Origin of the sequence: Dyadobacter luteus, from assembly GCF_003383615.1 — a bacterium.
GTDB classification, from domain to species: domain Bacteria; phylum Bacteroidota; class Bacteroidia; order Cytophagales; family Spirosomataceae; genus Dyadobacter; species Dyadobacter luteus.
This window is the reverse complement of record NZ_QNUL01000052.1, coordinates 1-15,572: the sequence shown is the minus strand read 5'-3', so window position 1 is coordinate 15,572 and position 15,572 is coordinate 1. Positions and strand designations below refer to the sequence as shown.

10 protein-coding genes are annotated in these 15,572 nt (G+C 42.3%); 3 read left to right on the top strand and 7 right to left on the bottom strand.

What is annotated here, in order from left to right; translation table 11 throughout:
• Positions 1–33: 33 nt before the first annotated feature.
• From DSL64_RS28675 to DSL64_RS28645, 7 genes are all read right to left on the bottom strand, one after another.
• On the bottom strand, positions 34–273 hold the full coding sequence (locus DSL64_RS28675) for a hypothetical protein (protein WP_115834411.1): 240 nt from the start codon (positions 271–273) through the stop codon (positions 34–36).
• A gap of 127 nt (positions 274–400) precedes the next feature.
• Positions 401–787 carry a TraR/DksA family transcriptional regulator gene (locus tag DSL64_RS28670; protein WP_115834410.1) on the bottom strand — a complete coding sequence of 129 codons (387 nt, stop codon included), beginning with the start codon at positions 785–787 and terminating at the stop codon, positions 401–403.
• A gap of 210 nt (positions 788–997) precedes the next feature.
• Positions 998–1,978, bottom strand: a complete 981-nt coding sequence (locus DSL64_RS28665) for a pyruvate dehydrogenase complex E1 component subunit beta (protein WP_115834409.1) — start codon at positions 1,976–1,978, stop codon at positions 998–1,000.
• A gap of 357 nt (positions 1,979–2,335) precedes the next feature.
• Positions 2,336–4,756, bottom strand: coding sequence for a TonB-dependent receptor (locus DSL64_RS28660; RefSeq protein WP_115834408.1), 2,421 nt, complete (start codon positions 4,754–4,756; stop codon positions 2,336–2,338).
• A 247-nt stretch (positions 4,757–5,003) separates the two neighbouring features.
• Positions 5,004–5,882: a transglutaminase family protein gene (locus tag DSL64_RS28655; protein ID WP_115834407.1), complete on the bottom strand. Its 879-nt coding sequence runs from the start codon at positions 5,880–5,882 to the stop codon at positions 5,004–5,006.
• Complete coding sequence (locus DSL64_RS28650) at positions 5,872–8,427, bottom strand: circularly permuted type 2 ATP-grasp protein (protein ID WP_115834406.1); 2,556 nt, start codon at positions 8,425–8,427, stop codon at positions 5,872–5,874. Before DSL64_RS28650 ends, DSL64_RS28655 begins: the two co-directional genes overlap by 11 nt.
• An 18-nt stretch (positions 8,428–8,445) precedes the next feature.
• Positions 8,446–11,865: a transglutaminase family protein gene (locus DSL64_RS28645; RefSeq protein ID WP_115834405.1), complete on the bottom strand. Its 3,420-nt coding sequence runs from the start codon at positions 11,863–11,865 to the stop codon at positions 8,446–8,448.
• A gap of 317 nt (positions 11,866–12,182) precedes the next feature.
• Between DSL64_RS28645 and proC the strand changes: the two genes are divergently transcribed.
• The 3 genes from proC to DSL64_RS28625 all read left to right on the top strand — a co-directional run bounded on the left by proC (position 12,183) and on the right by DSL64_RS28625 (position 15,223).
• Complete coding sequence (proC, locus tag DSL64_RS28640) at positions 12,183–12,986, top strand: pyrroline-5-carboxylate reductase (protein ID WP_115834404.1); 804 nt, start codon at positions 12,183–12,185, stop codon at positions 12,984–12,986.
• Positions 12,987–13,258: 272 nt separating this feature from the next.
• Positions 13,259–14,134 carry a kinase gene (locus tag DSL64_RS28635; RefSeq protein ID WP_199539532.1) on the top strand — a complete coding sequence of 292 codons (876 nt, stop codon included), beginning with the start codon at positions 13,259–13,261 and terminating at the stop codon, positions 14,132–14,134.
• A gap of 570 nt (positions 14,135–14,704) precedes the next feature.
• Positions 14,705–15,223: a toll/interleukin-1 receptor domain-containing protein gene (locus DSL64_RS28625; protein WP_158547995.1), complete on the top strand. Its 519-nt coding sequence runs from the start codon at positions 14,705–14,707 to the stop codon at positions 15,221–15,223.
• The last annotated feature ends 349 nt before the right edge of the window (positions 15,224–15,572 follow it).

The following is a 15,572-nucleotide window of genomic DNA, read 5'->3' as shown; positions in this document are numbered from 1 at the left end:
GAGTTATAAAGGAAAGTAATCGATGGGGATGTGTCACACAGATATTAAAGCAGGCTGCGTAGTTTTGAAATGCACCCGCTGAGAGCCCTGCCGAAACAGGAAAAGTGGTTTTTTCACTTTCAAATCGTCCACATTACCAAACACGACGAATGAAGTAGTATCCTTTTCATCAGGCAAATGAAAGATTTGACAGAGCTCTCCGAGTTCCTGATGTTGCGCTGTTAAACGAAAAGAAAGTAGCAGAGCTGTTATTAAAAGTGATAGTGCTTTCATGTTTCAGTCAAAAGAAGAAAAGCACTAACAGGATTCAAAATAAAGGAGTTGTATTTAAGAATATTTAACAAAACAAAAAGCAGGCAAACTTACGCTTACCTGCTTCAATATTTGTAATCTTCAGTCCCTAGCTAGCTCTTTTCAGCTTCGCTTCAATGGTTTGTTGTGTATGTGGTACAATGCGAAGGCGTTCCTTCGGAATAAGTTTTCCTGTGTCAATACACACGCCGTAAGTTCCGTTTTTGATACGAACCAGTGCATTTTCAAGCTGGATCGAGTATTTCTGCAGACGAGCTGCCAATTGGCTCAGGTTTTCACGCTCACTTGCATCAGCCCCGTCCTCAACAAGTTTGGCCGATCCTGCGGTAACGTCGGTTCCGCTGTCATTTTTCTTACTCAAACCTCCTTTGATGTAATTCAACTCACTCACCGTGGCTTCCAGCTTGCCCTTAATTAGCTCTTCAAATTCCTTTAATTCTTCCGACGAATATCTGGTTTTCTCTTCTTGTTGCATAATCCTGATTGATTTGAATGAATCTGTAATAAGGAGCGTTTCAAAGCACAAAAGTAGTAGTATTCTATCTATTTTGGAACAATTACTTCAGTGAAAAAACACAATTAGTAAAATTTGCTTGTGTGAAAATCAACAGATTGTCAAACTTTATATAAAAACAAAGCCATCACCTTTGTAAGGAAATGGCTTTATCCAGGTTCTTCAACCAAACTATTTATACAATACTGATTTCACAGCGTCTACCACACGTTTTACGTTTGGCAGGATTTCTTCAATCAGCGTAGGTGCGTAAGGAAGAGGTACATCACGGCTTGTTACGCGGATTACCGGAGAATCCATATAATCAAATGCGTGACGCTGGATGTGGTAAGCAAGTTCCGTAGAGATAGAAGCAAGTGGCCAGGCCTCTTCAACAACCACACAACGGTTTGTTTTCTTCACCGATTCAATTACTGTAGCATAATCTATAGGTCTCACAGTTCTCAAATCAATTACCTCAACATCAATTCCTTCTTTTTCCAATTGCAATACAGCAGGCATCACAACACGAGGAATCATTTTTCCAAATGAAACGATAGTAACATCTTTACCAGCACGCTTGATATCAGCTTTACCAAGAGGGATGATATATTCTTCCTCTGGTACCAGCATTTTATCTCCGTACATTACTTCCGATTCCATAAAGATAACCGGGTTGTTGTCACGGATAGATGCTTTTAAAAGTCCTTTCGCATCGTATGGGTTAGATGGTACTACTACTTTCAAACCCGGAGTGTTGGCAAACCAGTTCTCAAAGTTCTGAGAGTGCTGTGCTCCAAGCTGACCTGCATTACCTGTTGGTCCACGGAAAACAATCGGGCAACCGATCTGTCCGGCAGACATAGAAAGGATTTTAGCTGCACTGTTGATGATCTGATCAATCGCAACAAGTGAGAAGTTAAAGGTCATGAATTCCACTATCGGACGAAGGCCATTTCCAGCCGCTCCTACTGCAATACCTGCAAATCCAAGCTCAGCAATAGGTGTATCGATTACGCGATCTGGTCCGAATTCATCCAGCATTCCCTGGCTGGCTTTATAAGCGCCATTGTATTCCGCAACTTCTTCTCCCATCAGGAAGATACTTTTGTCTAGGCGCATCTCTTCCGACATGGCGTCGCGAATGGCATCTCTGAATGCTATTTCTTTCATCCGTAATTTTGATAATTATTTAATTCTAAAAACGGAACCTATCAATATGTCAGCATTCGCAGGATAAACAACTTTGAACAACACATCAAACGAAGGTTCTGTATACTGGTTTCAAAATGATCAGGTAAAATTAGAGAATCAAGGTCAATTCTCAAATTCTTTCAGAGAACCATTGCGTTAAAAAAGCAGTCAAATGCGGCATTACTTCATCATATTTAAGTTGATACCTATGATTTACAGCACCGAGATCTATCTACCTAACCTTTCTCAGACTCAATATGGCTTGGTAATGTATCCGTTAAAAACAAAAAAGGAGGCAAAACCGAAGTAATGCCTCCCACACAGAATTTTGGAAATTTAGAAGCTGTAAGTAAAGTTAGCCAACAGCGCACGAGGCATCTGCGGAGCAATTGTAGACCATCCCTTGTAATATTCTTTATTGAAAGCGTTGTTCAGCTTAAGACCGATACGGTAATGATCTGCCTGATAGAAAAGGGATCCGTTAGCCACGGTATAAGCGGGTAACAAAAAGTCGCCGGTAGAAACATAATTGATTGCATAACGCTCGCTTGCGCCATTCACACCGAAACCAAGTCCGAAACCTTCAAGTTTTCCTTTGGGCACTTCATAGTTTACCCATGCGTTGTACAATACCTTAGAACCAGCTCCGAGCGGCCTTTTGTTCAGAATCTCAACGTTGTCTGACTTTGTTGTTTTGCTGTCGTTTGTGCTATATCCTGCTCTGATGTCCAATCCTTTCGTTGGCGTCGCATTCATTTCAATTTCGAAACCGCGGCTATATGCTTCACCACCCTGAATTTTGTTAAATGGTGATGCAGGGTCTGTAATCACCTGATCTTTCACCTGAATATCATAATAACTGATTGTTGCGTTCAGCTTATTTTTAATGATGTTGGTTTTGATACCAAATTCAAGCTGATTGGCCTGCTCCGGACGGAAGGTTTTGATTGTTTGCGGACCGGCTGTAGGGTCTCCCACCAATGATGGAGCAACGTTTGTAAATCCGTTCTGGTAGTTGGCAAAAATAGAAAGCTTATTCAGAACCGGTTGATACAAAAGTCCGAATTTCGGCGATAACGTTGTCTGATTGTAATCGTCTTCCAAAGTAGTAACGTCTCCAACATTGTCAAAATGATCCAGTCGAAGCCCTATCATGGCCGACAAATTATTAGTGATATTCAATACATCAGAGGCATAAGCACTGAAAATATTGTATTTCGATTTCTGGTTGGCAACAGGTTGTGTAGCTAACACGGCATCAACTGCAGCAGATGAAAGAGGATATGCACTGGTTTCAATACCCGGAGTAAATGGATTATCTCCGTTTGAACCTCCATTCGGTGTCACATTACCGTAAAATGCATATCCGGTACCATTACTGGTTGTAATTGCTGAAAAATAATCAAGACCCAGAACTACTCTGTTTCTCAGTTTACCTACTTTAAAGTCACCAATGAAATTCTGCTGAATATCTGAAGTTCCGGTGTACTCATTCTGCTTGTTCAGGAAACGTGAAAATACATTATCCCCGGTTGTTCCAAAATCAAAAAGGTAGGAATAATAACCTTTGGTAGACGTGGCACTTTTTGAAACCAACGTTTGCGACTGCCAGGTATCCGAAAGTTTGTAGTCCATTTCCACACGGTAATTCTGTGTAGGATTTTCCAGTGTCAGGTCATTGCTGGTAAACGAAAGCTTGTTGTTGTATCCAAGCTCTCTCAGATTTCTGGCCTTCGTTGGCGCGCTTCTGTTCAGAAACAGGAACATCGGATTCGTCTGTTCCGCCTGCGTGATCTCTCCGTAGAAAGAGAATGAAAGTTTGTTATTCACCTGATAAGAAAGTGAAGGAGCTACAAAAAACGATTTTCTGAAACCTGCATCCTGAAAACTTCTTTCTGTAGAATAAGAAGTATTTAATCTGAAATACAGATTTTTCTCCTTACTCAAAGCAGTATTAAAATCTCCGACAATCTGATTCAAACCATAAGAACCAGTTGTGAACGACAGCTCACCACCTGTTCCTACATAAGGTTTTTTAGTAACAACATTGATCAACCCACCATACGAACTCACAGCATTTCCGAAGAGCGTTGCAGATGGTCCTTTTAAAACTTCAATATGTTCAATATTAGCAGGATTGATGGTTCCGTTTGTCAATCCCGGCAGCCCGTTCACAAGTTTAGGCTGAACAGAGAACCCGCGCAATGTATAGTAACCGGCTCCATCTCCACCTCTGCCGGTAGATGTCCACAAGTTATCCACACCGGCCGCGTTTTTCAAGGCATCATCAAAATTGGTAACAATCTGCGTCTTCAACAGATAGTTGGTGATTGTGCTGTATACCTGTGTGTTTTCAAAATCCTTCAAAGGTAGTTTTGCTACATATGCCGTCTCGTTACGGGAGAACTTGTTATCTCTTTCACCCTCCACAAGTACCTCGCGCAAAATCTCATCGCCCTCATACAGCATGATCGTATTGAGGTTCACTTCGTTATGCACTATTGAAACCGATATTTCTTTTGTTTTAAAACCAATTGAAGATACAGCCAATACATAGTCTCCGTCAGCAATATTGGTTATCGTAAAAGCTCCTGATGCATCCGTTGAGGTTCCGATTCTTGTACTCTTAATGAGCACAGTTGCTCCCGGTATCGCGTTGTTCGTGTTATCGATCACAGTTCCTGTCAGCTTTCCCGTTTGAGCAAACACCTGAGCAGACAGCAACAAGCAGATTACAAATGATAAATAGTTTCTCATTTATTTAGACTTATTATAATTTAAAATTCGCGCAAAAGTATCTGCACGAATCTATACTTGCAAGTGATTTATAATTTTTCTGAGAAATTAATTCTAATGAGTTTCACATAAGTGCTTGTATCAGATATAATACGCTACTTTTTAACAACTTATAGTTATAAAACCAAAATCCCTGACTACATCCAATTTGGATTTAATCAGGGATTTTGATGATTGAAAGAAAAATGCAGACGTATACTATCGTTGATTACTCGATAGGAATTACATCCACTTCTACTTTCAATTCATGTTTACCATAGCTGAAAATGATTCCTTTTAATGGGGTCACATCGCTGTAATCGCGCCCCCAAGCCGTAACGATATGCCGTTCGCTGGGCACCACATTGTTGGTCGGATCGAAATCGCACCAGCCATAATCCGGAATAAATACAGAAATCCAGGCGTGTGATGCGTCGGAGCCTTGTAATTTAGCTTTTCCGGGAGGAGGCAATGTTTCCAGATAACCACTCACATACCTTGCCGGAAACCCAAAGCCTCTGATACAGGCAATGGCCAGATGTGAGAAATCCTGACAAACGCCCTTCCTGGCTGCAAGTACTTCGCGTATAGGCGTATGCACTGTGGAAAAGTCGGGCATAAAATCGAACTCATGGAAAATCTTACTGCAAAGTGACTGAACGCAACTATATAAGGACTCGTCAGGCTTGAAACAATCGCGTGCAAAATCCAGAATCGGGTCATCCCACTTTATCAACGGACTTGCCAGCATATACTCCAGAATGGAAACCCGAAGTGGCCTGTCCTCCTGAATACGTAATGTTGCCTCTTCACAGGTAATTACCGAATGTTCCAATGGACTGCCCGTTGTTTCGGTCAATGATTCTACCACACTGGTAGCCAGTACGGTCAGTTTTTTGTGAGGAGAATGAAGCGAAAAGTAATGGGTTGTATTGCCATAAAAATCAGTTCTTTCTATAATATCCAGCGGCTCAGGTGTGATCTTGATAGAAAAATCACGGCACAGCTGCCGCGGTAGTATACGCGGCGTAAGGCAGAGCAGGCTGTGATAATTGTTGACAGGCTCCTCGTAGCTATATTCTGTTTTATGGACCAGTTTATATTTCATCCTTGTCGCTGTCAGGTCGGTTAACAAATGAATGCTGCATGAATGTATGGCTGAAGTACATATTCGTCAGCGTAAACGACACAGACGAAACCAGATTTGATATCTCCAGCAAAAGGCCGGTAAGTGCGGTCCGTTCCTGAGCTGCGTTGTGGATCATCAAAGCTTCAATATTTGTCAGCTTCACCATTGTTGAAGCGTTCAGAGCAAGTCGCTGCGCTTCATTCAACCTCTCTCCCCGGGTAGAACTAGGTAATTTATCCAGATTATTTTTCAGCTCATCGAGCATCGAAACCAGTGAAAAAGGATGTGTTCGTTCCAGCAAAATAAGATCCAGCATACTCGCCACGCTCATGTGCGATTTATAAATCTGCCGATAGTTTACCAGCAAATGATGATTGATCAAAGTTGCCTCTATCAATTCATTTTCAACACTTTCACTATTTTTACATCCAAAATTGGACAGAATAATACTTACCTTAGATAAAATCCTTTCGATCAGCTTTCCGGTTTCCAGCAAAAAGTAGCTGTTATCCCTCGGCATGCTTTCTGAGATAATTCCCAAGAACATGAACATGTTGTGGTAAAGACCATCCAGCGTTTTCTGAATATTATTCCGGTTCATCGCCGAGGCATTCATGAGCTCGTGATGTCCTTTACTGATCAGGTCGATAATACGCCACGTTTCAAGATCCCACTGATTCCGCACTGCCCCTACTCCGTTCAGGAACGAGCCGATACCAGCTGCTACAGTTCCTGCACGACGACTGTTTGACACCAGATCAATAATCTCCGGATACGGATCTTTCTTAAGTTTTTCCTCATCCATAAAACCAGGGAATGAGTAAGAAAGCTGAGTCAATGATTGCAACAGGATTTTTATATGTTCCTGCTTCGCAGATCCTCCGAAATTGCGATCCAGGTTCAGAACATTGATCGTAATGTTTATAAACTTGATCAAAGCCATTGTCCGTTCACAATAACGCCCCACCCAGAAAAGGTTCTCCGCACTACGACTCGGCAACGATATATGTTTGTTGACAGATGGCGGGTTATTGAGCACCACACGCTCCTGCGCTTCGGCAGTTTCATCCGAAACGATCCAGGTATCTTTGGAAAAACCACCCTGCTGGTTGGAAATCCGAAACCGATCCTTCACTCTGGAACTACGGGTAAGTCCACCCTGCATCACGTGGTAACCTTTTTCATCAGCTACCAGAAACGCACGCAATGCAGCATAACGCGGAACGATCTGACCATCTATCAACGATGGAGCCGTTGACAAACTCACTTCCTGCTGTGCGATATATTCCTTCGGATCGGAACGTATCAGCGCTATAAGTTCTTGTTTTTCACTTTGCGACAAAAGCCTGCCATAGATAGATCTGAATTTTGATCGTCTGTTGGCTTTTTTGATGATCAGTTCATCAAGATGATTGATGACATGATTGAGTTCTTTTGCCTGCCCGCACCACCAGGTAGCCACGGACGGCATCAGCAGTTTTTCGCCAAGGAAATATTTACTGATATTCTCCATAAACGCCAGAAAAGCGTGATTTTCCAGCACACTGCTTCCGGGCGGATTGAGCACCTGCACATTGCCCAGCCTGATCGCCTGAAGCAAACCCGGCACACCCAATTTCGAATCTTCGCGTAGTTCCAGCGGATCGCACCAGATGTCATCTATTCGCCGGATAATCACATCCACACGCTGTAAACCATCTATAGATTTTAGCCAGACAACGCCATTCCGTACCATCAGATCATCACCCTGGGCAAGTGTATAACCTAAATAAGACGCCAGGTACGCATGTTCAAAATAGGCTTCGTTACTTGGGCCCGGCGTGAGATATACAATATTGGGAGCATCCTTGTTCTTACTAGCTACGCGCAGAACGGTATTCTGCATGCTGTTGAAATAAGGAGAAAGTTTGCTTACATACATGCCATCGGCCAGCTCGGGCAATAGCTTACTGGTCACAATACGATTTTCAAGCGCATATCCTGAGCCGGATGGTGCCTGAGTACGGTTATCCAATACCCACATTTGTCCATCAGGTCCGCGTGCAATATCCGCTGCATATAAGCTCAACTGTTTCTCTTCCGGGAGCCTGATATCATTGCAAGGCCGACAAAATCCGACATTAGCAAAAACCAGTTCCGGAGGGATAACCGCATCTCTCACCAGATTCCTCGGGCCGTAAATATCTTTCAGGATAAGATCCAGCAGCTGTGCTCTTTGCTGAAGACCTTTTGCTATATGACTCCATTCCTTTTGCTCAATCAAGAAAGGAATAGGGTCGAGCTGCCATGGGCGGTTCATTCCGCCGGCGTCATCATACACATTGTAAGTAACTCCGTTCTCACGAAGTTTACCGATAATTTCCACATTTCTGTTTTGCAACTCCGGCAAGCCCAGTTTTTCCATGGTAGAAAAAAGAGCCTGCCAGTGTGGTTTCACCTTACCGTTTGTATCCAGGATTTCATCATAGGAATCTATCCCGCTTCTATAAGATTCTAAAAGATTCACAGCGGCATCGGTAAGCATATCGGTATTAAAAAAATGTTATTTACTTCTCCAGAATTTTCTCAAATCCAGTGTATTAGGATATTCCGGATCAATCAGTTCAATAGGTGTATCACTTCGCATCTCCTGCTTGGTTTCAGCCACAAATCTGGATACAGCTCCACTGTTTTTTTCCAATATAGGCACTTCCTGCTTTGCCGAAGGCGTATGTCCAAAACCCTGAAACAGACTGATTTTTCGTGACTCTGCTTCAAAGCTGTTGACCGGATAGGTGTCAAAACTACGACCACCCGGATGAGAAACAAAATAGGTACAACCGCCCAATATACGGTTATTCCATGTATCCACAATATCAAAAACAAGTGGAGCATCCGCGCCGATTGTAGGGTGTAATGCTGAAGGTGGATTCCATGCTTTATAGCGAATTCCGGCTACGTATTCCGATTTTATACCCGAACTGCGGAGCGGTACGCGACAGCCGTTACAGATCAGAATATGTCTTCCTTCTACAAAACCGGATATTTTCACCTGCAATCTTTCCAGGGATGAATCTACAAAACGGGCCGTACCGGAATTGGACAGTTCTTCTCCCAAAACATGCCATGGCTCAATCCCCAGACGAAGTTCCAGCTGTATGTTATCCACCGTAATTCCTCCGTAATGTGGAAAACGGAACTCGAAGAACGGATCAAACCAGGAAATATCGAAATGATAACCCGCATCTTTGAGATCATTCACAACATCCACCATATCCAGATAGGCGAAATGCGGAAGTAAGAATCTGTCGTGCAGCTCTGTCCCCCAACGAATCAGCTTATGCTTATACGGCTGCTTCCAGAATTTGGCGATCAAAGCACGTATCAGCAAGGTCTGCACCAGATTCATGTGCTTATGAGGTGGCATATCAAATGCCCTGAACTCCAGAATACCCAATCTTCCTGTAGATGAATCCGGCGAATAAAGCTTGTCCATACAAAACTCCGAACGGTGCGTATTGCCGGTAATATCGACCAGCAAATTCCGGAAAACACGATCCACCATCCAGAAGGGAACTTCTTCCCCTTCCGGAATCTGTTCGAAAGCAAGCTCTACTTCGTATAACTTTTCGTCCCTCCCTTCGTCAATCCTCGGTGCCTGACTGGTTGGCCCGATAAATGGCCCTGCAAATAAATAGCTTAATGCCGGGTGATGCTGCCAGTACGTAATCAAACTTCTCAGCAGATCGGGGCGTCGCAATATCGGACTATCCGCAGGCTTGGCTCCACCTATAGTAACGTGATTCCCCCCTCCCGTTCCTGTATGACGGCCATCCACCATAAATTTATCCGTTCCCAACCGCGAGAAGAATGCCTCTTCATATAAAGCAGAGATATTATCAACCAACTCCTGCCAGTTTTTGGCCGGATGAATATTCACTTCAATCACACCAGGATCCGGTGTGACGTTTAATTTCTGAATACGGTAATCCGATGGCGGCGTGTAACCTTCAACACGTACCGGCATTTTAAGCTTATCTGCCGTTGCCTCAATGGATGCGATCAAATCCAGATAATTTTCAAGATAATCTATAGGCGGCAGGAACACATAGATAATCCCCTCACGCTCCTCCACACTGATCGCCGTTTTGATAATCGGCACATCGAATAGTAAAGGGTTGGCAGTATCCACCTGCTCTTTGGACGTATCCTCATCATCCGTTTCAGTTTTATTGAACGGTAACTGATAAGCAGGCGCAACTGAACCATATCTGTTTTCCACACCCGGACGAAATTCGCCCAAAGCTGGCAGGTCTTCAAACAGGCTACGTTCAACAGGTTGCTCTCTTCTTTCTTTTGCCACGTCGGGCAACGATTTCAACGGAAGCCGGAAACCAATAGCGGAATCACCGGGTATCAGAAAACAATTGTTTCTACGAAACTGCCATGCTGTACTGCTCCAGTGCTTTCCTTCTTCATTCCAGCTGATGGGTAATACAAATCCTGCCGGATTGTTCAACCCTTTTTCCAGCAACTTTGCCAATGTCCTTCTCTCAATAGAATCTTTGAGATTGACTTTGAGCGGATCCACATTCACAGGCAATTTACCTTCTTCCATTGCCCAGTAAATCGGGTCCTCGTAAGCAGGTGTAATATTGTTAGTATCTATACCGAGGTACTTCGTAAGCTCATGCGTAAACTGCTCCGCTTCCCGAAAAGTATATTTTGTTTGTCCTTCCTTGGCAACCAGGTCGTCGTTCTGCCACATCGGAATACCATCATTTCTCCAATACAATGCATATTGCCAGCGCGGGAACGGCTCACCGGGATACCATTTTCCCTGTCCGAAATGCAACAAACCTCCATGCGCAAATCTGTTTTTAAGCCGTAGCGAAAGATCATAAGCCAGCTGTCTCTTCAAAGGCCCATCTGCTGCTGTGTTCCATTCGGGCGATTCAAAATCATCAATAGAAATAAAAGTAGGCTCACCTCCCATCGTGAGGCGCACGTCATTTTCCTGCAAATCCTTTTCAACAGCTTCACCCACACGCATCACCGAAGCCCATTGTTCCTCGGAATAAGGTTTGGTTACACGCGGATCCTCATGTATTCTGAATACTTTATTATCAAATTCGAATGAAACCTCGCAAATATCCGTAGCTCCGGAAACCGGCGCAGCACTTGCATAGTCTGGCGTGCAGCAAAGCGGGATGTGCCCCTCACTTGCAAAAAGTCCTGATGTGGCGTCCAGCCCAATCCACCCAGCTCCGGGTACATAAGCTTCTGCCCAGGCATGCAGATCGGTAAAATCCTCTTCCGGCCCCGATGGCCCATCCAAAGATTTGATATCAGAGGTAAGCTGTACCAGATAACCTGAAACAAAACGGGCGGCAATTCCCAGGTGCCTTAACACCTGCACAAATAGCCAGGCAGAATCCCGGCACGATCCGCTTTTGATTGTCAGCGTATCTTCACAGGTTTGTACACCCGCCTCCATGCGAATGTTGTATCCTATCGAATTGAAGATCCTTTGGTTTAAATGCACCAAAAAATCCACAATTTTAATCCCGTCGGCTGGTCTGTTATCCGCTATCCACTGCATCAGCTGCGGCCCCGACTCCCTTGCTTCCAGATACGGACTTAACTCCTCTTTCAAACTTCCCTCATAAGCAAAAGGAAATTTTTCAGCATAATCCTCGACAAAAAAATCGAAGGGGTTGATCACCTGCAATTTGGCAATCACCTCCACTTCTATACTCAATTCTGTGGCTTTTTCCGGAAAAACAACCCTTGCCTGATAGTTACCGAATGGATCCTGTTGCCAGTTGATAAAATGATTTTCAGGTTTGATCTTAAAAGAATATCCTTCTATGGCAGTACGTGAGTGGGGCGCAGGGCGTAACCTGAAAATATGCGGGGACAGAGAAACACTCCTATCGAACTTATATTTTGTCTTATGGGAAATAGCAACTTTTATAGCCATAATTGGAGTATTACAATGAGTTCAAATAATTTGGCACAGGTAAATATTTTTAATCCTAAAAAAATGTATATTAGTTATTTTTCAAAACATATTGATACAATAATACACTTTTGCAGAATATTATTTCCAACACATCCTCAATATAGTTCGTGACAATTCCCTGCGCAGCACTATCGCGCAAATGGTATATGGGTAATCAAACGGTCATCTGAAATACACTATAATTTCCGCGCCTTTCCCTTCAACAAGGTTATATTTTAGTTAAAAGTTGCGTAATTCGTCTCAAATCTCAATATCATCTTATTCAATCATTTAAAATGAAAATTGCAATTATCGGCTGCGGCAACATGGGTATGGCCTTTGCACGCGCATTTCTCAAATTCGACCTTGTAAAAAAAGAAGACTTCCTTCTCGTTGAAAAAAGTGAAGACCGAACCGAAAAATTAAGCAGTTTTCAGCCGGGCGTGATCACCGGTGTGATTGGCCCGCAAATAGGTGAATATGACCTGATCATTCTTTCCGTAAAACCACAGGATTTTCTTTCTGTAGCCGCATCGTTACGTGAGGTGATCAATGAGAAACAGGTTGTACTGTCGATCATGGCCGGTATAACGATTGACATGATGCAGAAAAACCTGGATCATAAAGCCGTAATCCGCGCGATGCCTAATACGCCTGCCATGCTGGGAATGGGTATCACGGCCTATTCAGCATCTCCCGAAGTGGATATCAACCAGCTTCGTAAAATAGAAAACCTGATCAACGCCACAGGACGTTCCGTGTTCTTGGAAGATGAAGAACAACTGAATGCAGTAACTGCATTGAGCGGCAGCGGACCCGCTTACTTCTTTTATGTCGTAAAAGCGATGATAGATGCCGGCAAACAAATGGGCTTCGAAGAATCCGTAGCCGCACTCTTGGTAAAACAAACCATGCTAGGCTCCTACCACCTGATCAACACAGCCGACAAATCTCTCGACGAACTAATCAAAGCCGTAGCCTCCAAAGGCGGAACGACGGAAGCGGCACTTAGAGAATTTGAAGCCGGGAATTTGGATGGGGCTTTGAAGGATGGGATTTTGGCGGCGGAGAAGAGGTCAGAGGAGTTGTCGAAGGGGTGAGGGATTTTGGTAGTTGCTTATGGAACTTGTTACTTAATGAATCCAAACAACACAAAGTCTATTGAAGTTTTCAAAGTGAGCTATTTAAGCATTTGTACAGCAAGTTAAAACAAACTTGTCTTACAAGGCCAAATAGACCGACAAGTATTGAGCGAGATGGAACACATAAAGACGCAGAAAGAATTTCGTGGGACGGATTGGCTATAATTAAGGTTGAAAACAATTTGGTATCTGGATCTGAATTTAGAGGTGAGCTTAACACAACGACACATATGAGTAATCTACTTTATTATCCATACATTAACCTTCCACGAACAGACTGGACACTTCGGACATTGTTATATTATGACAACATTGGCTCAATCGTTCCACAAGAATATTTTTATGAACCTGAGAGAAACTATGACGAGTTTATGCTTGAATTAGTTCGTAGCGAACTTGTGACACCGATAAACCCAATTGACGTATTTGGAAATCCATGGCAAGTAACACGGCCATTCTTAGAACTTGTTGAAAGAAATCAAGAGAAATTAAGAAAAGCTCAAAATAGATTTAGACAAGACGTTCGTGGCAATATCCATATTGACAAGTTTTCAAAAGCAAAAATTCACGCAGACAAGTTTGACGAAAACATTTTTTATGCATTACAGGAACTTGGACTTGCTGAAAGAACTGATGGACGTTGGTATTCCGTTGAACAAAGGACAGCGAAAAATCTAATGAGTTTCTTAGCGACTCTCATTAGCACTAAAACAAACAGACTTCCAACTACCGACTACATACGTCCAATTTATCACAGGCGGGCTTTCAATCAAGATAGAAGAAAAAGAGAAACCATTCTCACAAGTTTAATCCCATTTCCTTATGAAATTGATTTGAGAAAGTTGCTAAACTTCAAAGAAAGGCATTCAGAATTACTAAACACATTTAGGACAAGAGTTGAACTAATCGTTCTTGATCCAAATATAGTTGAAGACACTCCATTGTTTCACCAACACCTAGCAGAATTGCTACAAAGAAAGGAAGAGTTAACCGCAAGAATGAACGAAAGCCAGTTTAATAAAATAATGTTCGGAACAGTCTGTGGACTTATTGGAGCATATCAGGGAATGGCAACAGCTTCAACAACTGGATCAATAATTGGTTGACTTCCTGGTTTTGCAAATGCAGTATATTCTGCACTTCAAATTGAAAGGGCAGAATATATTTTTGACCAAAGTGGACTTAAATATTTAGCACTCGCGGACAAAAGAATTAGAAGACAATAACAAAAAATCAGCTTCTAACACGAGTTTGCGTCACGCGGGCGGACCTGTAAGCTTTGTGCTTCGTATCAAACTCAGTGCTGGTTGACAGTTTTGTGATCCGAAAGCCGCCTTAATGAAAAGCTGCTAAACGTTAGCGGTAATTGTACGACCTGAAACTTTGAAACACTTATTAAGAGGACAAAACACTACCATGCAAGACGAAAAAATAATACGACAGGAAGCAAAACAATTTTTTGACTGGCACATTCGTGGTAGCGGACACCATGAACCGATAAAACAGTTTCATGAAATTAAAAGCAGGCTTTACGACTTTTACTCTGATGAATTCAAATCAGTTTTCTTAGACGAAATACAAATTTGTATTACTGATCAACTGTTAGAGCACAGAAAGAAAGCTCACGACGGGCAACCAAATCCAGACTGTCAATATGAAATTAGTTCTGAAAACTGTTGTTTTACATCCGACAAGAATTAAGTATATTACCCATTGTTGCTCATCAACTTTTCAAAACAAATCCACAACAAGGAAGAAACAAGGTGTTCGTAAGCTACAGCCATTTAGATAAAGATTTTTTAACTGATGTTCAGCGACATTTCAAACCATTTTTAAGTCAAATTGACTTTTGGGATGATACTAAAATTCAGCCTGGACAAAAGTGGAAAGATGAAATTCGTAAGGCAATTAGTGAAACAAAAGTTGCCATACTTTTAGTAAGTACGGACTTTTTAGGTTCAGACTTTATTTCCTCTGACGAACTTCCACCATTGCTAAAGGCAGCGGAACAAAATGGTGCTGTTATTTTGATAGTAATTCTTAAACCATGTTTGTTTGAAGAGTTTTCTGAACTAAATCAATATCAAGCAATAAATCCACCATCAAAACCATTGCTAAAAATGGACTATATGGAAAAGGAAGACACTTTGGTTAATTTGGTTAGACAAACCAAAAGAATATTAAACGAAAACTAAACTTATGATAAGCATAATTCTAAAAGGCAATATGAATAAACTGTTTTTGGAAATGATGTTCTTGCTGACGACACAGAACTCTTGATATGCGAAAACATCAAACTTGGAGCTTCGCTCTACTTATGATAACAAAGCCTCAAAATCGCGTAGCGATGCAATTTTGGTAGAAATATATAAACATTACCACCTCCTAAATCTCGTTAGGGATGTAACTCATAAATACCAGATCACATATCCATTGCTCTACCGATATTATACTAAATTAGAAATAGAAAGTCGTATATTTGAGTATGAAATATGCTGACATTATAAAAGAGTCTGAATCGGATTTACTCCAATTAGAAAAGCG

Coding starts and splice junctions, on each gene's coding strand:
- DSL64_RS28675 (WP_115834411.1), bottom strand. CDS start 273: ATGAAAGCACTATCACTTTTAATAACAGCTCTGCTACTTTCTTTTCGT.
- DSL64_RS28670 (WP_115834410.1), bottom strand. CDS start 787: ATGCAACAAGAAGAGAAAACCAGATATTCGTCGGAAGAATTAAAGGAA.
- DSL64_RS28665 (WP_115834409.1), bottom strand. CDS start 1,978: ATGAAAGAAATAGCATTCAGAGATGCCATTCGCGACGCCATGTCGGAA.
- DSL64_RS28660 (WP_115834408.1), bottom strand. CDS start 4,756: ATGAGAAACTATTTATCATTTGTAATCTGCTTGTTGCTGTCTGCTCAG.
- DSL64_RS28655 (WP_115834407.1), bottom strand. CDS start 5,882: ATGAAATATAAACTGGTCCATAAAACAGAATATAGCTACGAGGAGCCT.
- DSL64_RS28650 (WP_115834406.1), bottom strand. CDS start 8,427: ATGCTTACCGATGCCGCTGTGAATCTTTTAGAATCTTATAGAAGCGGG.
- DSL64_RS28645 (WP_115834405.1), bottom strand. CDS start 11,865: ATGGCTATAAAAGTTGCTATTTCCCATAAGACAAAATATAAGTTCGAT.
- proC (WP_115834404.1), top strand. CDS start 12,183: ATGAAAATTGCAATTATCGGCTGCGGCAACATGGGTATGGCCTTTGCA.
- DSL64_RS28635 (WP_199539532.1), top strand. CDS start 13,259: ATGAGTAATCTACTTTATTATCCATACATTAACCTTCCACGAACAGAC.